Origin of the sequence: Nesterenkonia sp. LB17, assembly GCF_022565915.1 — a bacterium.
Classification (GTDB): domain Bacteria; phylum Actinomycetota; class Actinomycetes; order Actinomycetales; family Micrococcaceae; genus Nesterenkonia.
The window spans coordinates 47,104-69,833 of record NZ_JAJOYX010000001.1; the positions used below are offsets into that span (position 1 = coordinate 47,104).

Consider the following 22,730-nt stretch of genomic DNA (forward strand, 5'->3'; position numbering starts at 1 on the left):
CATCGGGGCCCGGGAAGATCCGCGAAGCAGAGGAAGACGTCTCTCGCCAGCTGGGTGACCCCATCGCGGCCTTTGCCGATCTTTCCACTGCCGTGACAGTGTCCCCGGATGCGAGGATGCCGGGGTCTTTGTCGCGAACCTGACCTGGGCCTTGATTTCGATCAGTCGGAGCCAGTGCGACGACGCCGAGCCCATGATTGCCGAGATCACCGCCGTGCGCCGGGAATCCGGAGTGCTGGTCTCGGCCGGGCAAGAGCGATTCCATGCCTGGAGGCCATCGTGGAGCCGGGTCATAAGCAGACCGTGAAGCACCTGTTGCGCCTTCGAGGCGAGTCCGGGGCGTGGTGGAACGTTGGAGCAGATTTGATGCTGCTCGTGGTGCGGGCCGCGCACTCAGCCGATCCATTCCGCGCAGCACGTCTCGGATTTCGGCGCCCACCGCGTATTTCGGGCGTTCAATTTCCTTGCCCTGGGAACCTTGGATCTCACGCGCGCAGGAGACGGCTCCGCTCCGACCCTCAGCGGTGAAATCCGTGGAGACGCCTCCGCAGGAAGCTTGCGCCGAGGTCGCTGTCGATGGGGCAGGAGTCTTGGAGGGGCTCTCGGCGTGAGAGCGCCAGGCCGCCGTGCTCATCACTGACGGCTGGACAAACAAGGAGATCATCGAGGCGCTGGGGGTTGTCCTTGCGCACCGTAGATTTCCATGTGCGCAATGCGATGACGAAGGTCTACGTCTCGTCCCGCTACGAGATTCGGCACCGACTGCGTGATGCCTCACCCGGCACGCGGCCGCTCGCGGCGGGCCCTGCGGGGAGCCTGCCGCCCCGCGCTCACGGGCAGCGCTTCTCTTGCAGCTCATTCATCTCTGCGGGGTCAAGACAAAACAGGTCGCCAGGCCGTGGACGAACCTGTCAAATCGTGACTGACCTTGGCTTCTCCCGCGAAAAACCCTTCTCGATTCGCATTCTGCACCGTAATCTAAGTCTGTAGCCGTCGTTTCTCTACAAGAGCAGGTTTCTCAATGGAGCTCCAGCAATATGTCCGAGTCCTCAAGCGAGGATGGCTGACCCTGGTCCTGGCCGTGGTCGTGACCGTCGGTGCCGCGGCCGCGCTGGTCGCGCTGCTGCCGGCGACCTACGAGGCGGAGACGCGCATCTACGTCGCGGTGGAGGATGCCGAGGCCTACGACCTGAGCCAGCGGTCGATTTACAGCCAGGAACTCGTAAGGAGCTTCGTCGAGCTCGCCCGGAGCTCAGCCGTTCTTGGACCTGTGGTGGAGGACCTGGAGCTTGAGGACACCCCGCGAGAGCTCGCCGAACAGATCACGGTGGCCGCGCAGACCGGCACGGTGATCCTGGAGGTCACCGTCGCCGACGAGGATCCTCAGCGGGCTGCCGCAATCGCCACGTCGATGACTGCTGCGCTCGATGATGTGGTCCAGGGTCTCACGACATCGACGGAGGGCGACGGAAACGTCACGTTGACCGCCGTGGAAGAACCTTTCGTCCCGGATGCTCCCAGCTTTCCGCAGCCGATCAGCATCCTGGGACTCGGACTGCTGGCCGGCCTCGCCATCGGGATCGTGATTCTGGCGCTGCGCGAAGTCCTCGACACGAAGGTCCGCAGCGAGCAGGACATCACGGAGGTCACCGATCAGGCAGTGCTGGGAGGCGTGCAGTTCGACCGGGAGCTGCAGAAGGGTCGGCTCATAGCCCAGGCAGATGTGGGCAGTCCGCTGACCGAATCCTTCAGCACGCTCGGGACCAATCTGCAGTTCCTGGCCGTGGGACAGTCGGCGCGCAGCTTCGTCGTCACCTCCTCGATCGAGGCGGAGGGGAAGTCATCGGTAGCGGTCAACCTCGCCATCAGCCTGCGCGCCGCAGGCCACCGGGTTCTGCTGGTCGATGCAGATCTGCGCAGGCCCATGGCCGCCCAGATGCTCGGACTCGAGGGCGCGGTGGGACTCACCGATGTGCTCAGCGGACGCGTGGAGCTGCCCGACGTCATCCAATTCTGGGGACCCGATAACCTGGAGATGCTGCCAGCCGGGACGGTGCCTCCGAATCCCATCGAGCTCCTCGGCTCCGAGGCCATGGAAGAGCTGGTCGCGGCGCTTCAGCGTGAGTACGAGATCATCATCTTCGACGCCCCGCCGCTGCTGCCGGTCAGCGACGCCCGAGTGCTGGGCGCCCTGTGTTCCGGAGTGCTTCTGGTGGTGGCGGTTGGCAGGGTGCACAAGCCGCAGCTGCAGAAGGCCATCGAGGCGATGCGCATAGTGGACGTGACGCTGTTCGGAGTGGTGCCCACGATGCTGCCCCCGAAGGCAGTCGACGGCTACAGCACTCCATACCGTCAGCAGGTGGGGGTGGTTCCGCGATGATGCCGGTCAGTGACGACCCGTTCAGGGTCCTGGTGGTCTGCACCGGGAACATCTGCCGCTCGCCCCAGACTGCGCAGCTGTTGCAGGCCGCGGTTGCGCAGGCCGGGGAGTCCTGGCGCTCGGCGGTGGTGATCGCCAGTGCGGGGACCCGAGCCTTGGAAGGAGCCCCCATGGATGAGCAGGCGGCAGCGCTCTCCGTGAGACTGGGAGCCGATGCCACCGGCCACACAGCCAGGCAGCTCACCCCGACCATGGTCGAGGAAGCCGATCTCGTCCTGGGCATGGCGCGTGAACACCGCAGTGAGGTGGTTCGCGCTGCACCACGGGCGTCACGCAAGGCATTCCTGCTGACCGAGTTTGCCGACCTTCTCGAAGGTGTCGAGCGGGCGTCGGCTCATCGGTTCCAGCCGCTGCCCTCACCTCGCTCGGGTCTCGCGTCGCCGCTGCTGCCGGACCAGCTGCGCCAGGGAGTCGAGCGTGCGGCTGCCCAGCGCGGGATGATTCCACCCCGTGATCCGGACACCATGGACGTGCTCGACCCCTACGGGCATGCCCCGAAGGTCTACCGAGCGTCCGCCGAACAGGTCCAGGAGTCGCTGGCGCGCATCCACGGATCGGTGCGGAAGCTCGCGCAGGGAGTGCCTTGGTGAGGTCGCTGCGGACCTGGTTCTTCTATGTCTACATCGCCTGCACCCTCGGGGCGAATGCCGTCATCCTGATCTCGTACGACCCCGCCGGTGGCGTCGTGGACAACTCGATCTTCTCCGCAAGCTGGGTCCTGCTTCACCTGATCTCGGTGCTGGTCCTGCTGACCTCACGGTCACTGAGCCCGGTGCCGATCACGATCGCCGTGAGTATCGGGGGACTCGTGGTCCTCAGCGCCGCCTGGTCCGTCTCTCCAACGGATTCACTGGTCTATGGAGTCATGGCCGCCGGAAACATCCTCGTCGCGTGCATGCTGGCCGCCGAATACTCATTGCAGCAGATTGCCCGGGTGTTCCTCCGAGTGCTGACCGTGCTGGTGCTGGCAGGCATGGCCTTCGCTCTCGTCGGCGTTGACCAGGTGCTGTACATCGATCCGCATGGCCGCGCTAACCTCCTCGGCGGAGATCCGATCCGCGGCTTCTTCCAGCACAACATCATGGCCGGCTTCTACGGGGCCACCGGCGCTGTCCTGGCCATGACGCTGCTGCGCGGTCTTCGCCGGGTGCTGGTGCTCGCGGCGTTCATCCTCTTCGTCCTCTGGGCCGGCTCCGCCACGGGGGTCCTGCTCGCGGGCGCCGCAGTGATCATCGTGCCGCTTGCCCAGCTGTTGGTCCCGCGCATCCCGCTGGGAGGCCTGCTCGCCGTCCTGGTGCCGGTGGGCGTGGCCGCTGGGGCGGTGCTGAACCAGGTCTGGGTGCCTCTGCTGGAGGCGATCGGGCGCGATCCGACGCTGACCGGACGCACGGTGCTCTGGGAATGGGGCTACCGCGCGATCGCCGAACGGCCGGTGACGGGGTGGGGCTTCACCGGCTACTTCCACTCGCCTGAGGGTGAAGTTCCCAGCCTGTATGTGCCGCAGTTCGACGACTACGCCATCGCGCACTTCCACAACTCCTATATCCAGACCGGCGTCGACCTGGGTCTGCTGGGCCTGCTGCTGCTGATCCTGGTGCTGGGCTGCACCACCGGCTGGGCGTATCTCTACGCCCGCAGCACAGACACGCGCACCGGTGTGGGACTGCTGATGGTGATGGTCATCTTCCTGATCGCGTCACCCACAGAGTTCCTCTTCATCAACTACAACCACTTCGGCAGCTTCGCGCTGTTCGCGCTGTTCTTCGGGCTGCTGCAGCACCGACGGACGAGGGCGCGGCACCCGGAGACGGAGTCCCTCAGTGCCGCGCCCTCGAAGCGTGTCTCACTCAGCGGTCGATGATCTGCCGCTTCGCAGAGATGACACCGGTGTTGAAGCCGGCGAGGTGAAGGTTGCCGTGGAAGCGGCCGTGCTCGATCTTCAGGCACCGGTTCTGCACCGCGTTGAGCCCGGCGTCCTGGGCCAGCTGCATGGCCTGCTCAGTCTCGATGCCGAGCTGGGCCCAGATGGTCTTGGCGCCGATCTCGGCAGCCTCCTGGGCGATGTCGGGAACATCCTCGGCTCGGCGGAAGATGTCCACGATGTCGGGGACCTCGGGGAGATCCTTCAGTGAGGCGTAGACCGGCTGGCCGAGCACCTCTTTGAGTCGCGGATTCACGAAGTAGACCGTGTAGCTCGAGGAGCTCAGCAGGTAGGTCGCCACGAAGTAGCTGGCCCGGGCTGGCTTGTCCGACATGCCCACGATCGCCACCGACTTGGCGCTGCGCAGCAGCTGCAGCCGGCGGGAGGGCGACGGCGCTTCCCAGCGGCCGTGGGGATGTTCGGCCGTAGCCTCGTCGTGGTGCTGCAGGGTCTGCTCGCTCATCACTTGTCTCCTTCGACTGCGGTGCTCAGCGCCTGGTCCAGGTCCCAGATGATGTCATCGACGTCTTCGATGCCGACCGAGATGCGGATCAGGTCCTCCGGGATCCCGGCTGCGGCCATCTGCTCCGGGGAAAGCTGCTGGTGGGTGGTTGATCCTGGGTGCAGGATCAAGGTGCGCACATCCCCCACATTAGCCAGGTGGCTGGCCAGCTGCAGGGACTCGATGAAGCGGGCGCCGGTCGCCCGGCCTCCGCGGATGCCGAAGCTGAACACCGAGCCCACACCCTTGGGCAGCATCTCCTTGGCCCGGTCATGATCGGCGTGGGAGGGCAGACCGGCGTAGTTGACGTAGACCACCCGGTCATCGGCTTCGAGCCATTCGGCGACCTTCTGGGCGTTGGCGACGTGCTCGTCGATACGCTGCGGCAGGGTCTCGATGCCCTGGATGAGGTTGAACGCGGCCTGCGGGCCCAGTGAGGGTCCGATGTCGCGCAGCTGCTCGGCGCGCAGCTTGGTCAGGAAGCCGTATTCGCCGAAGTTGCCCCACCAGGAGAGCCCGCCGTAGGAGGCCACCGGCTCGGTCATCGCGGGGAAGTTCCCGTTGTCCCAGGGGAACTCGCCGGATTCCACGATCACTCCACCCAGGGTGGTGCCGTGGCCACCCATGAACTTGGTGACCGAGTGGATCACGATGTCCGCGCCGTGTTCGAACGGGCGGATCAGGTACGGGGTGGTCAGGGTGGAGTCCACCACCAGCGGGACTCCGTGCTTGTGCGCGACCTCTGAGAGTCCGCGCAGGTCAGCGATGTCAGAGCTGGGGTTCGCGACGACCTCGGTGTAGAGAACCTTGGTGTTCTCCTGCATCGCGGCCTCGTAGTCCTCCGGTTCCAGGGAGTCCACGAAGGTGGTCTCGATCCCGAAGCGGCGCAGCGTGACGTCGAGCTGGGTGATCGTGCCGCCGTAGAGCTTCGAGCTCGCCACGATGTGGTCCCCGGAGCCGCAGAGTGCGGCGAAGACCAGGAACTCAGCACTCATCCCGGAGGCGGTGGCCACCGCGCCGATGCCGCCCTCCAGCGACGCGACGCGCTCCTCCAGCGCCGAGACGGTGGGGTTGCCGATCCGGGAGTAGATGTTCCCGTACTTCTGCAGCGCGAAGAGGTTCGCGGCGTCGTCGGTGTCCTTGAACACGAAGGAGGTGGACTGGTGGATGGGCACAGCACGCGATCCGTGGACGGCATCGGGGACGGCCCCGGCGTGCAGGGCGCGGGTGCGGAAGCCGAACTGGCGATCGCTCATGTAGCTACCTCTTCTCTTCTCGGCGCGGTTCCGCGCCGTTGGCAGATCTCTTCGATCTTCGGTACACAGGGTTCATTCTGCAGGCTTGTGGTGTCTCCCAGGGTCTCGCCGTCATGCAGCTGGGTCAGCAGCCGGCGCATGATCTTCCCGGAGCGGGTCTTGGGCACCTCGGGCACGGGGATCACCGTGCGTGGTTTGGCCACCGGGCCGATCACCTCGCCCACATGGCTGCGCAGCGTCCCGAGCAGCTCCCGCTCGGCCGCGCTGCCCGCACCCCCCACGGCGTCGAGGCGCTCGCGGGCGGCGGTGGTCAGCACGGTGAACGCGACGGCCGCGTGACCGGTCATGGCATCGAAGACCGGGCAGACCCCGGCCTCGACCACATCGGGGTGGGAGATCAGCGCCGATTCGATCTCAATCGTGGAGAGCCGGTGTCCGGAGAGGTTGATGACGTCATCGATCCGGCCCAGGATCCAGATGTCCCCGTCCTCGTCCTTCCGCGCCCCGTCCCCGGCGAGGAACCATCCCTGCTCCGCGTACTTCTCCCAGTAGGAGGTGAAGTACCGCTCCGGGTTGCCCCAGACGGTCCTGGCCATCGAGGGGCCGGTGTGGGTGAGCACGATGTTGCCCTGCGTGCCCGCGGGCACCTGCTGGCCGGCCTCATCGACGACGGCGGCGCCCCAGCCGGGAAGTGCACGGGTCGCGGCCCCGGGCTTGAGCCCTGGGTGCGTCGACCGGGCGTCCTCGGGCCGCGGGGAGAGCACCGTGGACCCGGATTCGGACTGCCACCAGGTGTCCACCATGGGAAGCGCCGGTCGGCCGGCGTCGTCGGTGGTGTCGCGGCCGATCTCGCGGCGGATCCAGTGCCAGGCCTCGGGGTTGACCGCCTCGCCCACGGTCCCGGCGAGCCGGATCGAGGAGAGGTCATACTGCGCCGGAACACCGTCGGGGAACCAGCCCATCAGGGAACGCACCAGCGTGGGGGCGGTGTAGTAGGTGGTGACCTGGTGGCGTTCGATGATCTCGAAGTGGCGGCCCTCATGCGGAGTGTTCGGCGTGCCCTCGAAGATCACCTGGGTGGCGCCGGCGGCCAGCGGGCCGTAGATCTCATAGGTGTGCGCGGTGACCCAGGCCAGGTCGGCGGTGCACCAGTGGACGTCCTGGGTGCGCCGCTCCGGGTCAGGGTGGGCGAAGAGCCGCAGGTAGGTGTACAGGGCCCCGGTGAGGTAGCCGCCGGTGGTGTGGACGAGTCCCTTGGGCTTGCCGGTGGTCCCGGAGGTGTACATGATGAACAGCTCGGTCTCGGCGTCGAAGAACTCCGGGGTGTGCTCGGGGGAGGCGGTCTCGACCACCTCGTGCCACCAGAGGTCCCGCTCCGGCGTCCATTCCACGGGGGAGTCTGTGCGGTTGATCACCAGGACGTGTTCGAGGTTGCCGCCGTGCTCGGCGGTGGCCTCGACGACGGCGGCATCAGCGTTGGCCTTCACCGGCACGGCCCTGCCGCGGCGGAACTGACCATCGGTGGTGACCAGCAGCTTCGCCCCGGTGTCCTCGACACGGAACTTCAGCGCCTCGGCGGAGAATCCGCCGAAGACCAGCGAGTGCACCGCGCCGACCCGGGCGCAGGCCAGCGTGATCACGATGGTCTCCACCAGCACCGGAAGGTAGATCACCACGCGGTCCCCGCGGGTGATGCCCATGCTGGTCAGCGCGTTCGCCGCCTGGTTGACCCGACGGCCCAGCTCGGCGTAGCTGACGTCCTCGCGGTCTCCGGGCTCGCCTTCGAAGTGCAGCGCGATCTTATCCCCGCGTCCCGCGGCGACGTGGCGGTCCACGCAGTTCACCGCGGCGTTGAGCGTCCCGCCCTCATACCAGCCGATCTTCGGGCCGCGCTGGGTGACCGGGTTCGGCGGGGTCCAGGAGTGGGTGGTCTCCCACGGGGTCGACCAGTCCAACAGGGTGGCGGCCGCGGACCAGAATGCCATGCGCTGGTCCTCGTCCTGCGGGTCCGTCCAGGCGTGCACGTCGGCGCTCAACGGATGCGAGGGCACGATCGCGGAGCGCTGGGCCTTGCACGAGGGTGTGGTTTCGGGGGTGGCGCGGTGCGTCGGCTCTTCGGGAGTGGCCGCGGCTGCGGGCACGGTGGATCGAGGGTGGATGCTCAACAAGGGTCCTTCGGGTCAGCTCAGGGTGGTCAGGGTCTTGAACTCGTGCTGGTGGAAGACCAGCCCAGGAGCGCCCTCGGTGAAGCCCAGGTCCAGGATCTCCAGCACGATGATGTCGTGGTCCCCGGCGCGGACCCGGTCGTAGATCCGGGTGCGCAGCCACATCGGGACCCCATCGAGCAGCAGCGCCGAGCCGTGGAGCTGGTAGTCCACCCCGGTGAATCGGTTGGCGCGGTCCTTGGACGCGATCTGCCTGCACAGCCCGTTCTGATCGCGGCCGAGCACCGAGATGCCCAGTTCGCCGCCGCTGCGCTCAAGCTTCGGCCAGGTGGAGGAATCGTGCTGCACCGCCAGGGTGACCAGGGGTGGCTCCAGCGAGACGCCCACCGTGAAGGTGGATGCGATGATCGCCTCAGGTGTCCCATCGACCTCCGCGCCGACGGCGACGACGCCCTGCGGAAACTGTGCCAGGGCGTGGCGCAGCGCAAAGGAGTCCACACGGGACGCGGCGGTGGGGTTCTCAAGGGTGCGAGCAGGAACAGACATGCAGATCAACTCCATCGGTCCTGGCGTTAGCACCCGGCGAATCCGGGTTGCTGCGGCGTCTCTGAGCCAGATCTCTCAGCCGCTCGGGATGGTGACACCTCAACGCTACGCGTCGTCTCGCCGACCAGCAAGAATCGTTCGCACTGTGAGACGCCATATGACATTCGGCGCTGGTGTCACCACCGAACGTGTCCTTGATCTGCTGGATGAACACACCTGGTCACAACGGAGGTCAGGGTGGACGACGTTCATGGATATGGTTCGCCCGGCTCGGCGCTGGCCCGTCAGTCGGAGTCTGGCTTCCGCCGTCGTCCGAACTTGACGAATGAGCCCCCACACCCTCTATATTTAGCGTCATCACCATCCAGAGCGACCGAGGGATCTGGCCCGAAGACGTCGCAGCAACCCGGACATGCCGGGTGCTACCGCCAGAATCGATGGAGGAAAGAATGAACATTCAGCTGCCTGTGCCCCAGAATCTGCGCGACGCCATTGAGCGTGTCGGCCTCTCCGCGCTCGACCGAGAGCGCAGCCGTGAGCTCGCCCGCGATGAGGTCACGGACCTCGTGGCAGGTGGCATCGGACGGCTTCGCGTGCCGGAGCCGGCTGGTGGATACGGCTTGGACTGGGTGCAGACCACCGAGGTCCTCCTGGAGCTCGCCGCCCAGGACAGCAACATCCCGCAGGTGCTGCGCGGCCACTTCGCGGTCCAGGAGGATCTGCTGTGGCGCTGCGACGCCCGAACTGACCCCGCCCCTGACTCCGCGCCTGACGCCGGGCCCGATGCCCGGCGCGTCGTGCAGCGCTGGCTCGCCAGGTTGGCCGCAGGGGAGCTGGTCGGCAACGCCTGGACCGAACCGGGCAAGGGCGGCTTCCACCAGTCCGGCACCGTGGTCAGCGAGACCGACGACGGGCCCAGGGTCACAGGGGTGAAGTACTACACCACCGGTGCGATCTTCGCGGACTGGCTCGACGTCACCGCCCGGGACGCCGCGGGCAATGAGCTCGCCGTGCTGGTGCGCCGGGACCAGCCCGGAGTGCAGATCGACGACGACTGGGACGGCTTTGGACAGCGCACCACCGGCTCCGGCACCGCGCGGCTGACCGACGCCGTGGTGGAGGAGTCGGAGCTGCGCGGACTGACCGATCGCTTCCCGTACCAGACTGCGCTCTACCAGCACTTCCTGCTGATCGTGCTCGCCGGCGTCGTCGAGGCCGCGGCACGGGACGCCGCAACGCTGCTGCATGAGCGCTCGAGGACCTTCTCCCACGCCAACACCCGCACCCCACGCACCGATCCGCAGCTGCTCCAGGCCGTCGGAGAGGTGGATGCCGTGGCGGCGCTGGCGCGTGCGCAGGTCCTCGCCACCGCCGCCAGCCTCGATGCCGCCTTCGCCGCACGAAGCAGCACCCAGGATGCCCAGATCGAGGCAGCCAACGCCGTGGAGCTCGCCACTGGCCGCGCGCAGGTGGCGCTGCACCGCCCCGTGCTGGAGGCGGTCACCCGGATCTTCGACGTCCTCGGTGCCTCCGGGGTGAGCCAGTCCCGCAGCCTGGACCGGCACTGGCGCAACGCGCGCACTGTCACCAGCCACAACCCCTGGGTCTATAAGGCCCGGATCGCCGGGGACCACCGGGTCAACGGCACCGAGCCGGTCCGGCTGTGGAGCGTCGGCGAGCCGGACACCGCGAGTCAGTCTGCGGTGGCCAGCCCGCCAGCGACCCCGATCGGCGCGTAGAAGAACGCCGCGAAGAACGCCTGAGAACCGGCCCCACCCGACCGAGCTCCGATGCTGCACCTTATGCGCAGCCTCGACGCGCAGACATCGATGCCAACCACTGAGTCGAACCTCAAGGAGAGCTGCACATGACCTACCCGACCACCGAGTCCGGCAAGCGCGAGATCCTGTTCAACGCCTTCGACATGAACTGCGTGGTGCACCAGTCCCCGGGACTGTGGCGGCACCCGGAGGACCGCGCACGGGAATACAACACGCTCGGGTACTGGACCGAGGTCGCGCAGATCCTCGAGCGAGGCCTCTTCGACGGACTGTTCATCGCCGATGTGCTGGGCCCCTATGACGTCTTCGGCTCGAATCCGGAGGCCGCGCTGCGCTCCGGGGCGCAGATCCCGCTGCAGGACCCGTTCCTGCTGGTCTCGGCGATGGCCGCGGTCACCAAGAACCTGGGCTTCGGCATCACCGCCGGCACCGCCTACGAGCACCCCTACCCGTTCTCCCGACGGCTGGGCACCCTGGACCACCTCACCGGCGGCCGGGTGGGCTGGAACGTGGTCACCGGGTACCTGCCCTCGGCCGCGCAGAACATGGGCCAGGACGATCAGATGGAGCACGATCGCCGCTACGACCATGCCGATGAGTACCTCGACGTCGTCTACAAGCTGCTCGAAGGATCCTGGGAGGACGACGCCGTCCTCGCCGACAAGGCCTCCGGGGTATTCACCGATCCGGCGAAGGTGCACCGGATCGAGCACCACGGCGAGTTCTTCAAGACCCCCGGGATCGGCGTGGTGGAGCCCTCCCCGCAGCGCACCCCGGTGATCTACCAGGCCGGGGCCTCCGCCCGCGGCCGGGCCTTCGCCGGCAAGCACGCCGAGGCGGTGTTCATCAATCCGCCCACCAAGGAGCTCGCCAAGGCCTCGGTGGCCAAGATCCGCCAGTCGGTGGCCGAGGCGGGACGGGACCCCTACTCGGTGCGGATCTTCGCGATGCAGACCATCGTCACCGGACCGGACGACGCCGCCGCGCAGGCCAAGTACGACGACCTGGCCCAGTACATCGACGCCGAGGGCGGACTGGTGCTGATGTCGGGCTGGATGGGCATCGACCTGAGCCAGTTCGATCTCGACCAGCCCATCGGCGACGTGAAGTCCAACGCCATCCAGTCCACCGTGGAGACCTTCCAGAAGGCCTCCGGTCGGGAGGATGAGGTCTGGACCGTCCGGCAGCTGGCCGAATGGGTCGGTGTCGGCGGCTTCGGCCCGGTCATCATCGGTGGCGGCCCGACGGCGGCGCAGCAGCTGATCGAATGGCAGGAGGAGACCGATGTGGACGGCTTCAACCTGGCCTATCACATCACCCCTGGCACCTTCGTGGACGTGGTCGAACACGTGGTGCCCGAGCTGCAGAAGCTCGGCCGCTACAAGACCGAGTACGCCCCGGGCACATTGCGCAACAAGCTCTTCGGCGCCGGCGACCACCTGCCCGCGGAGCACCACGGGGCGCAGTTCCAGCTCCGCCGCAGGAGCTGATCCCGCCGGCAGGAAAACTCAGCGTCCCGCAACACAGAGGACCGGGGCCTCCGCATGACACCTGGCCGATGATCTGGCCGGCGTGATGCGGAAGCCCCGGCAGAACCCCGAACTGGGGGAGCGGCTAGGCCCAGGTCTTGAGCGCCTTGCGCTCGAGCACCCCGAGCAGGGTGTCGGTGAGCTTGCCCAGCAGCGCCAGCAGCACGATCGCCAGCAGCAGCCGATCGGTGCGACCGTTGTTCTGCGACTCGGTGAGCAGGAAGCCCAGTCCCTCGGCGGCCGCGAGCAGCTCTGCGGCCACCAGGAAGAGCCAGGCCTGCGCCAGGCCGAGCCGGAGTCCGGAGAAGACGCTGGGCACCACGGCGGGCAGCTGGACGGTGCCCAGCAGCCGGAGGCCGTGGAACCCGAAGGCGCGGCCGGCTTCGACCAGCTGCGCGTCCACATGCCGCAGCGCGGAGTGGATCGCGGTGAACACCGGGAAGAACGCGCCGATGGCGATCAGGATGACCTTGGAGTCCTCGCCGATCCCCACCCAGAGCAGCAGCAGCGGCACCCAGGCCAGCGACGGCACGGCGCGGAAGGCTCCCACCGTGGGGTTCAGCAGCTTGTCCGCGAGTCCGGACAGCCCGAGCAGCGAACCCAGCGCCAGGCCGAGCCCGGCGCCGATGGCGAAGCCGATCAGCACGCGCTGCAGCGAGATTCCCATGTGCTCGAAGAGGTCGCCGGACTCGAAGAGCCCGATCCCAGCGGTGAGGACCGCCTGCGGGGGAGGCAGCTGGACCGCGGTGAAGGTGCCGGTGACCTCGGTGACCACCCACCACAGTGTCAGCAGCAGCACAGGGACGACGGCGCCGATCAACAGCCCGCCGCCGGGCAGCCCGCGCCGGGTGCGCCGCTCAGGGGAGCGCGCGGCCCCATCGGCGGGCTGTGCCGCCGTGGAGCTGAGTGCGGTGTCTGTCACTCTTCGACCTCCTCGATGTCAGCCTCGTCTGCGGCGTTCTCGGTGCCCTCGGCGTCGGTGGCCTCGCGGTTCTCGGCGAACTCGGTGTAGAAGAGGGACTCGAGCGCCTCATCCACCGCGTCCTGGCTGTCGACGTCGCCGTTCTCCACGAAGAACGGTCCGGCGGCCTCCATGGCGGCGTAGACGTCATCGCCGGGCACCGGGTCCACCTCGAAGTTGGTGCGCTCGGTGATGACCGCCTCGGCGATCTCCGGCTCGATCCCGGCGTACTCGGCGAGGATCTCCGCCGTTCCCTCGGGGTTCTCGTTGGCCCATTCGCGGGCCTGCTCGTAGACGTTGACCACGATCTGGGCCACATCGGGGTGGTTCTCCACGAAGTCCCCGGTGGCGTTGATGACCGAGTAGGTGTTGAAGTCCACGTTGCGGTAGAGCAGCTCCGCGCCCTCGGCCTCGGCGCCGGCCATGATCGGATCCAGTCCGGCCCAGGCGTCGACGTCGCCGTTCTCCAGCGCCTGGCGGCCGTCGGCGTGCTGCAGCGCCTGGACCTCGACGTCGTCCACGCTCAGCCCGGCCTCCTGCAGCGCGCGCGCCATGAAGAAGTAGGGGTCGGTGGCCAGGGTGGCGGCGATGGAAGCTCCCTCGAGATCCTCCACGGATTCGATGTCGGAGCCTTCCTGGGTGACCAGAGCGGACCACTCGGGCTGGTTCTCGATCATGATCGTGTGGGTGTCGGCGCCGACGGCGCGGTTCAGCAGCGCGGCGGAGCCGGCGGTGGAGCCCACGTGGATGTTGCCCGCGCGCAGGTTCTCGTTCGCGCGGTTCGAGCCCTGGGACTGCACCCACTGCACGTCGACGTCGAGCTCTTCGAGCTCTTCCTCCAGCCAGCCGTTCTCCAGGATGATCAGGCTCAGCGGGTTGTACGTGGCGAAGTCGATGTTCAGCGTCTCCAGCTGCTCGTCCTCGCCGCCATCACCGCCGCAGGCGGTGGCGAGCAGCGCGACGGCGGCGGCTGCGGAGACAGCTTTGACGGAGGTGCGGCGGGAGCGCGGGGAGCGGGAAGCGGAGGTGCTGGGCATGGGGAGGGCCTTTCGGTTCTTCAAGGATGGACATCGTGTTCGAGGTTCATGGTCGTGCGTGTCAGGCAGGAGCGGCAGAAGGCTCCTGGCATGTTCGGCATGTGGGGTCAGGCAGTGAATGGGCCCCGGAGGTGGTGATCCGGCAGTGCGGGGACCGCGTCGGCGGAGCCCCGCTGGTCAGGTCAGGACGAGCGGAGTCGGCCGGATCAGCTGCCGGGACGAGTCAGTGGCTGTGCGAGTCGACGCCGAGGCCGGAGAAGAGCTCCCCGCGCAGAGCGGCAAGCTCCGCGGAGGCGCGATCTCGCGGACGTCGCCCGGGCACGCTCAGCAGTCGGGCGATCGTGGCACCTTCGGCGGGATCGGGGTCCGCCGGGTCCTGCCCGAGGAGCAGCACGCGGTCTGCCAGCTGCAGCGCCTCATCCACGTCGTGGGTGACGAGCAGCACCGTGGTGCCGGTCTGCGCATGCAGATCCAGCAGCAGGTCCTGCATCTTCAGCCGGGTGAGCGCGTCCAGGGCGCCGAAGGGCTCGTCGAGCAGCAGCACGCCGGGGCGGCGAGCCAGTGCCCGGGCCAGCGACGCGCGCTGCGCCATGCCTCCGGAGATCTCCCGGGGTCGCAACGACGCGCGGTCGTGCAGACCGACCAGCTCCAGGAGCTCGTCCACGCGTTCACGCCCCTCGGCCTTGGACAGGCTGCGCGGCAGCCCCAGGCTGACGTTCTTGTGGATCGAGCGCCAGGGCAGCAGGCGCGGCTCCTGGAATCCGACCGCGGTGCGCTCGTCGTAGCGCTGCACCGGGGAACCGTTGATCAGGATCTCGCCGGTGCTGCCGGTGTCGAGACCACCGACGGCGCGCAGCAGCGTGGACTTGCCGCAGCCGGAGGAACCCAGGATCGCGAGCACCTCACCGGGAGCGATCTGCAGGCTGACGTCGCGCAGCACGGTGCGCGATCCGAAGGCGCGGCCGACGCCGGAGAGCTGGACATCGAGTGACGTGTACTGCTGCCGGCTGTCAGGCTTGGCGGCAGCCACGGAGGTGGCGTCTGAGGGCACGGCAGGGCCGGCAGCGGTTGTTGCGGTGTAGTCGGTCAGGGTGGAGGCAGGCGAAATCATCAGAGGATACTCCCATCGATCCTGGCGGTAGCACCCGGCGAAAAGACACCCTTGCAAAGGTGCCCCTCCCTGGGTTGCTGCGGCGTCGACGAGCCAGATCTCTCGGCCGCTCGGGATGGTACGCGGATCAGACTACGCCCAGGCGGGGAATCCGATCAATGTCGCGTTCAGCAAATGAGACAAAACGCAACACATATCGCGACTTGACTTTCTGCCCACGTTCACCATTACAGTGAAGGCACTCAACCATCCAGAGCGACCGAGAGATCTGGCTCGAAGACGTCGCAGCAACCCGGAGGGCTTCACGGCCTCCGCCGGGTGCTAACGCCAGGACCGATGGAGTATGCCCCTTGATTTCCCTGTCCCATGTCTCGACGACCTTTGCCGCCCGCGGCCACGAGCCGCTGACCGCGGTCGATGACGTCAGCCTCGAGGTGCCGCGCGGCAGCATCCAAGGCATCATCGGGTTCTCCGGCGCCGGCAAGTCCACGCTGCTGCGCAACATCAATCTGCTCGAGCGCCCCACCTCGGGCCAGGTCAGCGTCGCCGGCACCGAGCTGACCGGCTTGGACGATGCGGCGCTGCGCCGGGCCCGGCACCAGATCGGCATGATCTTCCAGGGATTCAACCTGGTCAACAACCTCAGCGTCGCCCAGAACGTCGAGCTGTCGCTGAAGTTCGCCGGGGTCAAGGACCGCCGTGAACGTCTGCGGCGGGCGGCCGAGGCGCTGGAGATCGTGGACATCACCGACAAGGCCTCCGTGTATCCGGCTCAGCTCTCGGGTGGTCAGAAGCAGCGCGTGGCGATCGCTCGGGCACTGGCGACCAAGCCTGAGGTGCTGCTCTGCGATGAGCCGACCTCTGCGCTGGACCCCTTCACCACTGCCACCGTGCTGCAGTACCTCGCGGATGTGAACCGTGAATTCGGCATCACCGTGGTGATCGTGACCCACGAGATGGAAGTCATCAAGGCTCTCGCCGACAACGTCGCGGTGATGGAGGATGGGCGGGTCGTCGAGGAGTTCCCGGCGAGCGAGCTCCGCCGAGAAGGGTTCAATCCGCGGACCTCGATCGGAAAGTACCTGCTCAGCGATGGGATACGGCTGGACCGCAGCGGCCCGGCCGCGCATGGGTCGGAGTCCGGCGAGCAGAAGTCGGGTCAGTCCACGCGACGCTCCCCGCAGCACGCGGAGTCTCAGGATCAGGGTCAGACGCGCCGGTCAGAGCACGCCGCCCTGGCCGGCTCGGCAGGGGGTGTGCGCTGATGGACCTCGTCATCGAGCGGCTTCCCGAGATCAACCAGGCCATGCTGGAGACCTTCGCGATGATCGGGGTCGCCATCCCGGTGGCGGTCCTGCTGGGCACCCCGCTGGGGATCTGGCTCTTCGTCCACGCTCCCGACGGACTGGCGCCGCGGCCACGGTCTCATGCGATCGTCTCCGGGGTGGTGAACATGATCCGGTCCTTCCCGTTCCTGATCCTGCTCATCGCCATCATCCCGTTCACCCGGTTCGTGGTCGGCACCTCGGTGGGCACCGCCGCGGTGATCGTCCCGCTGACGATCAACGCCATCCCCTACTTCGCCCGTCTGGTGGAGCAGAACATCACCCAGCTGGGCTCCGGTGCGGTGGAGGCGTCCCGGGCGATGGGCGCCACGCGCGGGCAGATCATCCGCAACGTGCTGCTCGTCGACGCCAAGCCCGGACTGATCGGCTCCATCACCATCACCACGGTCAGCTTCATCTCCTATTCGGCGATGTCAGGGCTGGTCGGCGGCGGGGGCATCGGTGACCTGGCGATCCGCTACGGCTACTACCGCTATGAGACCCCCACCATGATCGCCGCCATCGTACTGATGGTGCTGCTGGTGACTCTGGTGCAGTTCGCCGGCACCCGGCTCGCCCGGGCCTCGGACCGGCGCGTCACCGCCTGACCGCGATCACCGCATGACCGAGATCCTCGCCTGACCGAGATCACCGTCTGAGCAGGATCTTCGCCTGACCCGCGCATCCGCGGAACGGCAACACCACCCCGCATCACCTCGCTCCGCTGCCAGGGCTGGCGTCCGACGTCGCGCCCTGGTCATTCCCGCACACCCTCTGGGCACATGTCGCCCAGCCATAGAAAGCAGCCCAAACCCATGAACGCTCTACGCCCCGCGATCCTCACCGGCGCAGTCCTCTCCGCCGCAGCCCTGAGCCTGACCGGCTGCGGGCTGGTGGAGGATGATTCCACCATCAGCATCGTGGTCACCGAATCCGCGCCCTTCCAGGAGCCCGCCGAGATCGCCGCCGAGCTGCTCGCGGAGCAGGGCTACGAGCTGGACATCACCTATATGACCGATATCGTCCAGCCCAACCAGGTGGTCAACCAGGGCGAGTTCGAGGGCAACTACTTCCAGCACCTGGCCTATCTGAACAACTTCAACCAGTCCAACGACACGCAGGTCGAGCCGCTGTTCTCGGTGTACTACGCCCCCGCCGGGCTGTTCTCACTGGAATACGACTCCCTCGAGGAGCTGCCCGACGGGGCCGAGATCAACCTGCCGGTGGATCCCTCGAACAACGGCCGGGCGCTGCAGCTGCTCGCCGATGAGGGCCTGATCGAGATCGACGAGTCCGTCTCGATCATCGAACTGACCCAGAACGACATCACGGAGAACCCCCGGGACTTCAAGTTCGTGGAGACCGACCAGCAGTCAGCTGCGCAGGTGCTGCCCGACGTCGACGCCGGCTTCGCCTTCGTCCGGCTGATCGCCGAGGCCGACCTGGACCTCGAGGAGACCACGCTCAGCATCGAGGACGGACGCGAAGAGGTGCGCACCCCGTTCACCTGCGTGGTCGCCGTCGGACCGGACGGGGTCACCGATGAACAGGCCCAGGCGCTTCAGGACGCCTTCCAGTCCGAAGAGGTCGAACAGTGGTTCGAGGAGTACCAGGGCGGGGTCATCGACTTCGAGGACTTCATCACTATCGACAACGCCGAAGAGATCTGGGCGGACTTCAGCGCATGAGCACATCCAGCGCCCCCACGCTCTCCCGGCGTCGAGTATTGAGCGGTTCACTGGGCATGGCCGCTCTGCTCGGCGTCGGGAGCCTCACCTCGGGATGCGGCCTCGCCGGCGGGGCCGGCGCCGACCGCAGCCTGCGCCTGGTGGTCACCGAGAACGCCCCCTTCCAGGAGCCGACCCGCATCGCCCAGCGCATCCTGGAGGCCGATGGCTGGGAGTTCAACGCCACCTACGTCACCGACATCATCCAACCCAACCACGCGGTGAGCAACGGCGAATACGACGTCAACTTCTTCCAGAACATCAGCTATCTGCGCCAGTTCAACGCGGACAACGACCTCGACATCGAGCCGATCTTCTTCATGTTCGAGCAGCCCTCGGGGATCTACTCCGCGCAGCACGACTCGCTGGAGGAGCTCCCGGACGGCGCCCAGATCGCGCTGCCGGTGGACACCGCGAACAACGGGCGCGGGATCCGGCTGCTCGCCCGCGGAGGTCTGATCGAGATCGATGAGTCCAAGCCTGTCGCCGCGCTGAGCGTCCGGGACATCACCGCCAACCCCAAGGACCTGCAGTTCATCGAGGTGGACCAGCAGTCGGTGGGGCAGATCTACGCGGATGTCGACGCCGTCTTCGGCTTCGCCCGGCTGCTGGCCGAGATCGATGTGCTCCCCGACGAGGTGCTGATCATGGAATCAGCCGAGGAGGCGCTGCCCTTCGCGCTCGCGGTCTGCGCGCGCCCGGGCTTCCGCGAGGAACAGCCCGAGCGCTTCGAGGCGCTCAAGGCCGCCTACCACTCCGCGGAGGTGCGTGAGTGGTACGGCGAGTACCTCGACGGTCTGCTCAACCCCGCCTTCGACCGAGACATCGACGCCGCATGGAAACAGGTGAACGACGCATGAGCCGCACCATCCCTGAAGAGCTCCTGACCCGCATCCGAGAAGGCGCCGTACAGCGTGAGCTGGAGCGGATCCTGCCCTTCGAGCAGGTCGGCTGGCTCGACGACGTCGGCTTCGGCGCGCTGCGCGTGCCGACCGAGTTCGGCGGCGAGGAGCTCAGCATCGAGGGGCTCATCGCCGAGGTGATCGCGCTCGCCGAGGCAGATTCCAACATCGCCCACCTCTACCGCGGGCATTTCGGGTTCGTCGAGTCGCTGCGCTTCCAACCTGCGCCGGTGCGCGAGCTCTGGTACGCCCGGGTGCTCAAGGGCGGCACGGTGGGCAATGCCTCCACGGAGAAGGGCGGCAACGCGTTGGGCAGCCTGAACACCCGATTGGACCGCGACGAGCATGGCGCGGCGCTGCTCACGGGCGAGAAGTGCTACTCCACCGGCACGATCTTCTCGACCTACACCCGCGTCTCAGCTTCTCAGGCCCAGGAAGGGGAGGGGCGACGCTTCGCTGTGGTGCCCACAGACGCCGCCGGGGTGACCCTGCTCGATGACTGGGACGGCTTCGGGCAGAAGCTCACCGGCACCGGCACCACGCGGCTGGACTCCGTGGCGGTGGAGGACCTCGCGGTGCTCGGACGCAGCCCGGGCGATCACGAATCCGTCCACGAGGCGGCGTTCTTCCAGCTCTACCTGCTCGCCGTCCAAGCAGGAATCGCCAAGGCGGCCCTGGCAGATGCCACGTCCACACTGGCCCGGCGCACCCGCACCTTCAACACCTCCACCGCCGGGCAGGCCTTCAGCCAGGATCCGCTGATCCAGCAGGTGGTCGGGAAGATGTCCTCTAAGGCCTTCGTGGCCGAGGCCGCCGTGCTGCAGGCGGCCCGCACCCTGGACCGGGCACTGGCAGCGGGCCTGCAGGCCGGCACCGGCGGCCCCGAGTTCCATGGCGAACCACCGGTTCAGATCCATGATGCGGAGATCGCCGTGGAGAAGGCCCAGATCAGTGTGCCGGAGCTGGTCCTGGCGGTGACCTCGGAGCTGTTCCAGACCGTGGGCGCCTCCGCCACGCTGCGCACCAAGGCGCTGGACAGGCATTGGCGCAATGCGCAGACCATCGCCACCCACAACCCGGTCGTCTTTCGCGCCCGCTCACTGGGCGACCATGAGATCAACGGCACCCTGCCCCAGGGGCTCAACGCGATCGGCGAGGCCAAGGAGAAACCATGACCATCCATTTCAACGCCTTCGACATGCTGGTCCCGGTGCATCAGTCGCCGGGCCTGTGGCGCCACCCAGAGTCGCGGATCGCAGAGTTCGACACGCTCGAGTACTGGACCGAGCTGGCCCGCACCGTGGAGCGGGCAGGCTTCTCATCCTTGTTCCTGGCTGACATCCCCGGGGTCTATGACGTCTACGGCGGCACCGCCGAGGCAGCTGCCCGCGGTGGAGTGCAGTTCCCGCTGCTGGACCCGCAGGTCATCGTGCCGGCGCTCGCCGCGGCCACCACACACCTGGGATTCGGGCTGACCGCCTCGGTGACCTATGAGGCTCCGTACGCCCTCGCTCGGCGCTTCGCCACCCTGGATCACCTCACTCGGGGCAGGATCGCGTGGAACATCGTCACCAGCTATCAGGACTCCGCGGCGCGCAATCTCGGACTTGCCACACAGATCCCGCATGACGAGCGCTACGACCGCGCAGACGAGTACCTCGAAGTGATGTACAAGCTCTTCGAGCACTCCTTCGAAGACGGCGCGGTCCTCGCGGACAAGTCCACCGGGGTCTTCGTGGATCCGGAGAAGGTCCACCCGATCGACCACCAGGGAGAGTGGTTCACCGTGCCCGGGGAGATGCTCACCCACCCAGGACCGCAGCGCACCCCGCTGCTCTTCCAGGCGGGGTCCTCCGCGCGGGGACAGAAGTTCGCGGTGGACCATGGCGAGGCGATCTTCGTGGTCAGCTCGTCCCCGCAGCGGCTGGCTGTTCAGGTCTCCGAGACCGGCAGGGCACTGTTGGAGGCCGGGCGTGATCCCGAATCCGTGCGGTTCTTCGCCATGGCCACGATCATCGTGGCCGAGACCGAGGAGCTGGCACAGGCGCGGCTCGCCGAATACCGCGAGTATGTGGACACCGCCTCGGCACTGACGCTCTTCGGCGGGTGGACCGGGGTGGATCTCTCGGATCTGCGCGAGGACGACGTCGTCGCCGATGTGCAGACCGAGGCCAATCAGTCGGCGCTGGCGATGTTCACCAAGGACCCGTCCAAGCACTGGACGGTGCGAGATGTCGCGGAGTTCATCTCCATCGGTGGGCGCGGGCCGCTGATCGTGGGAGACCCGGTGCAGGTCGTCGATGAGCTGGTCCGGTTCAAGGAGCTCTCCGGGGTGGATGGGTTCAACATCTCGGCCGCAGTGCGGCCCGCGGACTTTGAACGCTTCGAGACCTTCGTGACTCCGGAGCTGCGCCGACGAGGTCTGCTGCCCCAGCGCCCCGAGACCCCGGTGACGCTGCGCGAGGCGCTGTTCGAAGATGGGCCGCACCTGCGCGCGGATCATCCCGCGCGCCGGGCTTCTCAGCGTGAGGCGCGCAGCAGGATCTCGTCGGCGATCGCGCCGGCGACGTCTCTCGGCTCTCCGTAGGCGGGCAGGTGGGCGCGGCTGATATCGGCATCCGGCAGCACCGCCAGGACGACGGCGCCCTCGGCCGACTCGAGGTCCGGAACCTGCAGATCGACCGCGGCCGCGAAGAGTCCCGGCACCGCCATGACCGCCTCCACCGCAAGCTCGTGCAGAGCATCGGGCAGCACCGTGGTCACATCGATGGTCAGCCCGCCCGCCGAGATCTCCAGCGAGTCCTGCAGCTGCACGGGGACACCTCGTGCGGGCACGTCGTCGGGATCAAGGCCCCGGCTGCGCAGCTGGTCCTGCGCAGCGGGGGTCGAGCCGTCGGCAGGGACGGGCACCGCGGTGCCGGCGAGCAGCGCGTGCCGACTGCGCGCCTGGGCATCGGCCTGCATCAGCTGGCTCAATGTTGAGCTGCCGTCGCCGAGGACCGTGGCGGGCAGTCGCAGCAGGGAGGCGCAGACCCGCTCGCCGACGACGAAGGCGCGGATCGCGGAAGGCGCTGGGCGCACGACGGTCGTGCCAGGATCAGCGGCGCCCTGGTCGCCTGTGCGCTGGTCACCCGAGTCCGGATCAGCGTCAGCCTGATCTGTGTGAGTCTGATCGGCATCGTTCTGCTCCGCTGGCAGCGGCACCTCTTGGAGCTGCAGGTGCCGACGCAGGAGCTGCGGATCCGCAGTGATCCGGCGCGCGTGGGCGCTCACCAGTGTCGTCACCACCGAGTCCATCCCGCCGACGACCACGCCGCCGAAGACGAAGACCTGGCTGTGCTCGCCCACAGGCTTCAGCGTCACCCGCCTGCGCCGCAGGGCTCGGCGCAGAAGCTGGTCATGGCGCGGGGCCTCGGGGTGTTCGTTCAGTGTTCGGGTGCCGAGGGTCTCGACGATCAGTCGGGCGGCGGATGTCTCAGTCGGCATAGGTCTCAGGATATAGGTTGGCCGTGGGACCGCCCCCATTC

Annotated in this window: 19 protein-coding genes and 4 riboswitches; of the genes, 11 read left to right on the plus strand and 8 right to left on the minus strand. The window is 67.6% G+C overall.

What is annotated here, in order from left to right:
• Positions 1 to 1,021 precede the first annotated feature (1,021 nt).
• The 3 genes from LTH96_RS00225 to LTH96_RS00235 are packed head-to-tail and all read left to right on the plus strand — an operon-like array spanning position 1,022 to position 4,301.
• The gene (locus LTH96_RS00225; RefSeq protein WP_241463608.1) at positions 1,022 to 2,380 is read left to right on the plus strand and encodes a polysaccharide biosynthesis tyrosine autokinase; all 1,359 of its coding nucleotides are present in this window, start codon (positions 1,022 to 1,024) and stop codon (positions 2,378 to 2,380) included.
• Positions 2,377 to 3,030 (plus strand): low molecular weight phosphatase family protein, encoded by a 654-nt coding sequence (locus LTH96_RS00230; RefSeq protein WP_241463609.1) that lies wholly within the window; start codon positions 2,377 to 2,379, stop codon positions 3,028 to 3,030. Before LTH96_RS00225 ends, LTH96_RS00230 begins: the two co-directional genes overlap by 4 nt.
• A complete protein-coding gene (locus tag LTH96_RS00235) occupies positions 3,027 to 4,301 on the plus strand; it encodes an O-antigen ligase family protein (RefSeq protein ID WP_241463610.1) in 1,275 nt (424 codons plus the stop codon). The genes LTH96_RS00230 and LTH96_RS00235 overlap by 4 nt, the downstream gene beginning before the upstream one ends.
• On the opposite strand, the gene LTH96_RS00240 is transcribed toward LTH96_RS00235, so the two are convergent.
• Genes LTH96_RS00240 through LTH96_RS00255 form a run of 4 tightly spaced genes read right to left on the minus strand, consistent with a single transcriptional unit; the run spans position 4,288 to position 8,830 of the window.
• Positions 4,288 to 4,824 (minus strand): CoA-binding protein, encoded by a 537-nt coding sequence (locus tag LTH96_RS00240; protein ID WP_241463611.1) that lies wholly within the window; start codon positions 4,822 to 4,824, stop codon positions 4,288 to 4,290. The genes LTH96_RS00235 and LTH96_RS00240 overlap by 14 nt on opposite strands.
• Positions 4,824 to 6,119, minus strand: a complete 1,296-nt coding sequence (locus LTH96_RS00245; RefSeq protein ID WP_241463612.1) for an O-acetylhomoserine aminocarboxypropyltransferase/cysteine synthase family protein — start codon at positions 6,117 to 6,119, stop codon at positions 4,824 to 4,826. The genes LTH96_RS00240 and LTH96_RS00245 overlap by 1 nt, the downstream gene beginning before the upstream one ends.
• On the minus strand, positions 6,116 to 8,278 hold the full coding sequence (gene acs / locus LTH96_RS00250; RefSeq protein ID WP_370644374.1) for an acetate--CoA ligase: 2,163 nt from the start codon (positions 8,276 to 8,278) through the stop codon (positions 6,116 to 6,118). The genes LTH96_RS00245 and acs overlap by 4 nt, the downstream gene beginning before the upstream one ends.
• 21 nt (positions 8,279 to 8,299) lie before the next feature.
• Entirely contained in the window at positions 8,300 to 8,830 is a 531-nt protein-coding gene (locus LTH96_RS00255; RefSeq protein WP_241463613.1) for a flavin reductase family protein, read from the minus strand.
• An 8-nt stretch (positions 8,831 to 8,838) separates the two neighbouring features.
• Positions 8,839 to 8,925, minus strand: a riboswitch (SAM riboswitch).
• Positions 8,926 to 9,187: 262 nt separating this feature from the next.
• Positions 9,188 to 9,274: riboswitch (SAM riboswitch) on the plus strand.
• 5 nt (positions 9,275 to 9,279) lie between these two features.
• On the opposite strand from LTH96_RS00255, the gene LTH96_RS00260 reads away from it, so the two are divergent.
• Positions 9,280 to 10,569 (plus strand): acyl-CoA dehydrogenase family protein, encoded by a 1,290-nt coding sequence (locus LTH96_RS00260; RefSeq protein ID WP_241463614.1) that lies wholly within the window; start codon positions 9,280 to 9,282, stop codon positions 10,567 to 10,569.
• A 128-nt stretch (positions 10,570 to 10,697) separates the two neighbouring features.
• Positions 10,698 to 12,101, plus strand: coding sequence for an LLM class flavin-dependent oxidoreductase (locus LTH96_RS00265; protein WP_241463615.1), 1,404 nt, complete (start codon positions 10,698 to 10,700; stop codon positions 12,099 to 12,101).
• Between the two features lie 124 nt (positions 12,102 to 12,225).
• On the opposite strand, the gene LTH96_RS00270 is transcribed toward LTH96_RS00265, so the two are convergent.
• From LTH96_RS00270 to LTH96_RS00280, 3 genes are all read right to left on the minus strand, one after another.
• On the minus strand, positions 12,226 to 13,062 hold the full coding sequence (locus LTH96_RS00270) for an ABC transporter permease (protein ID WP_241463616.1): 837 nt from the start codon (positions 13,060 to 13,062) through the stop codon (positions 12,226 to 12,228).
• Positions 13,059 to 14,138: an aliphatic sulfonate ABC transporter substrate-binding protein gene (locus LTH96_RS00275; protein WP_241463617.1), complete on the minus strand. Its 1,080-nt coding sequence runs from the start codon at positions 14,136 to 14,138 to the stop codon at positions 13,059 to 13,061. Before LTH96_RS00275 ends, LTH96_RS00270 begins: the two co-directional genes overlap by 4 nt.
• A 223-nt stretch (positions 14,139 to 14,361) precedes the next feature.
• Complete coding sequence (locus tag LTH96_RS00280) at positions 14,362 to 15,249, minus strand: ABC transporter ATP-binding protein (RefSeq protein ID WP_241463618.1); 888 nt, start codon at positions 15,247 to 15,249, stop codon at positions 14,362 to 14,364.
• A 9-nt stretch (positions 15,250 to 15,258) separates the two neighbouring features.
• Positions 15,259 to 15,371, minus strand: a riboswitch (SAM riboswitch).
• Between the two features lie 121 nt (positions 15,372 to 15,492).
• Positions 15,493 to 15,592, plus strand: a riboswitch (SAM riboswitch).
• A 7-nt stretch (positions 15,593 to 15,599) separates the two neighbouring features.
• Here LTH96_RS00280 and LTH96_RS00285 point away from each other — a divergent pair.
• From LTH96_RS00285 to LTH96_RS00310, 6 genes are all read left to right on the plus strand, one after another.
• The gene (locus LTH96_RS00285; protein ID WP_241463619.1) at positions 15,600 to 16,514 is read left to right on the plus strand and encodes a methionine ABC transporter ATP-binding protein; all 915 of its coding nucleotides are present in this window, start codon (positions 15,600 to 15,602) and stop codon (positions 16,512 to 16,514) included.
• Positions 16,514 to 17,182, plus strand: coding sequence for a methionine ABC transporter permease (locus LTH96_RS00290; RefSeq protein WP_241463620.1), 669 nt, complete (start codon positions 16,514 to 16,516; stop codon positions 17,180 to 17,182). The genes LTH96_RS00285 and LTH96_RS00290 overlap by 1 nt, the downstream gene beginning before the upstream one ends.
• 207 nt (positions 17,183 to 17,389) lie before the next feature.
• Complete coding sequence (locus LTH96_RS00295; protein ID WP_241463621.1) at positions 17,390 to 18,262, plus strand: MetQ/NlpA family ABC transporter substrate-binding protein; 873 nt, start codon at positions 17,390 to 17,392, stop codon at positions 18,260 to 18,262.
• On the plus strand, positions 18,259 to 19,161 hold the full coding sequence (locus LTH96_RS00300; RefSeq protein ID WP_241463622.1) for a MetQ/NlpA family ABC transporter substrate-binding protein: 903 nt from the start codon (positions 18,259 to 18,261) through the stop codon (positions 19,159 to 19,161). Before LTH96_RS00295 ends, LTH96_RS00300 begins: the two co-directional genes overlap by 4 nt.
• Complete coding sequence (locus LTH96_RS00305; protein WP_241463623.1) at positions 19,158 to 20,378, plus strand: acyl-CoA dehydrogenase family protein; 1,221 nt, start codon at positions 19,158 to 19,160, stop codon at positions 20,376 to 20,378. The genes LTH96_RS00300 and LTH96_RS00305 overlap by 4 nt, the downstream gene beginning before the upstream one ends.
• Entirely contained in the window at positions 20,375 to 21,790 is a 1,416-nt protein-coding gene (locus tag LTH96_RS00310) for an LLM class flavin-dependent oxidoreductase (protein WP_241463624.1), read from the plus strand. Before LTH96_RS00305 ends, LTH96_RS00310 begins: the two co-directional genes overlap by 4 nt.
• Here LTH96_RS00310 and LTH96_RS00315 read toward each other — a convergent pair.
• Positions 21,724 to 22,689: a hypothetical protein gene (locus LTH96_RS00315; RefSeq protein WP_241463625.1), complete on the minus strand. Its 966-nt coding sequence runs from the start codon at positions 22,687 to 22,689 to the stop codon at positions 21,724 to 21,726. The two genes, LTH96_RS00310 and LTH96_RS00315, sit on opposite strands and share 67 nt — an antisense overlap.
• Positions 22,690 to 22,730: the final 41 nt, after the last annotated feature.

Coding starts and splice junctions, on each gene's coding strand:
- LTH96_RS00280 (WP_241463618.1), bottom strand. CDS start 15,249: ATGATTTCGCCTGCCTCCACCCTGACCGACTACACCGCAACAACCGCT.
- LTH96_RS00240 (WP_241463611.1), bottom strand. CDS start 4,824: ATGAGCGAGCAGACCCTGCAGCACCACGACGAGGCTACGGCCGAACAT.
- LTH96_RS00230 (WP_241463609.1), top strand. CDS start 2,377: ATGATGCCGGTCAGTGACGACCCGTTCAGGGTCCTGGTGGTCTGCACC.
- LTH96_RS00245 (WP_241463612.1), bottom strand. CDS start 6,119: ATGAGCGATCGCCAGTTCGGCTTCCGCACCCGCGCCCTGCACGCCGGG.
- LTH96_RS00310 (WP_241463624.1), top strand. CDS start 20,375: ATGACCATCCATTTCAACGCCTTCGACATGCTGGTCCCGGTGCATCAG.
- LTH96_RS00290 (WP_241463620.1), top strand. CDS start 16,514: ATGGACCTCGTCATCGAGCGGCTTCCCGAGATCAACCAGGCCATGCTG.
- LTH96_RS00315 (WP_241463625.1), bottom strand. CDS start 22,689: ATGCCGACTGAGACATCCGCCGCCCGACTGATCGTCGAGACCCTCGGC.
- LTH96_RS00255 (WP_241463613.1), bottom strand. CDS start 8,830: ATGTCTGTTCCTGCTCGCACCCTTGAGAACCCCACCGCCGCGTCCCGT.
- LTH96_RS00300 (WP_241463622.1), top strand. CDS start 18,259: ATGAGCACATCCAGCGCCCCCACGCTCTCCCGGCGTCGAGTATTGAGC.
- LTH96_RS00260 (WP_241463614.1), top strand. CDS start 9,280: ATGAACATTCAGCTGCCTGTGCCCCAGAATCTGCGCGACGCCATTGAG.
- LTH96_RS00295 (WP_241463621.1), top strand. CDS start 17,390: ATGAACGCTCTACGCCCCGCGATCCTCACCGGCGCAGTCCTCTCCGCC.
- LTH96_RS00305 (WP_241463623.1), top strand. CDS start 19,158: ATGAGCCGCACCATCCCTGAAGAGCTCCTGACCCGCATCCGAGAAGGC.
- LTH96_RS00225 (WP_241463608.1), top strand. CDS start 1,022: ATGGAGCTCCAGCAATATGTCCGAGTCCTCAAGCGAGGATGGCTGACC.
- LTH96_RS00275 (WP_241463617.1), bottom strand. CDS start 14,138: ATGCCCAGCACCTCCGCTTCCCGCTCCCCGCGCTCCCGCCGCACCTCC.
- LTH96_RS00265 (WP_241463615.1), top strand. CDS start 10,698: ATGACCTACCCGACCACCGAGTCCGGCAAGCGCGAGATCCTGTTCAAC.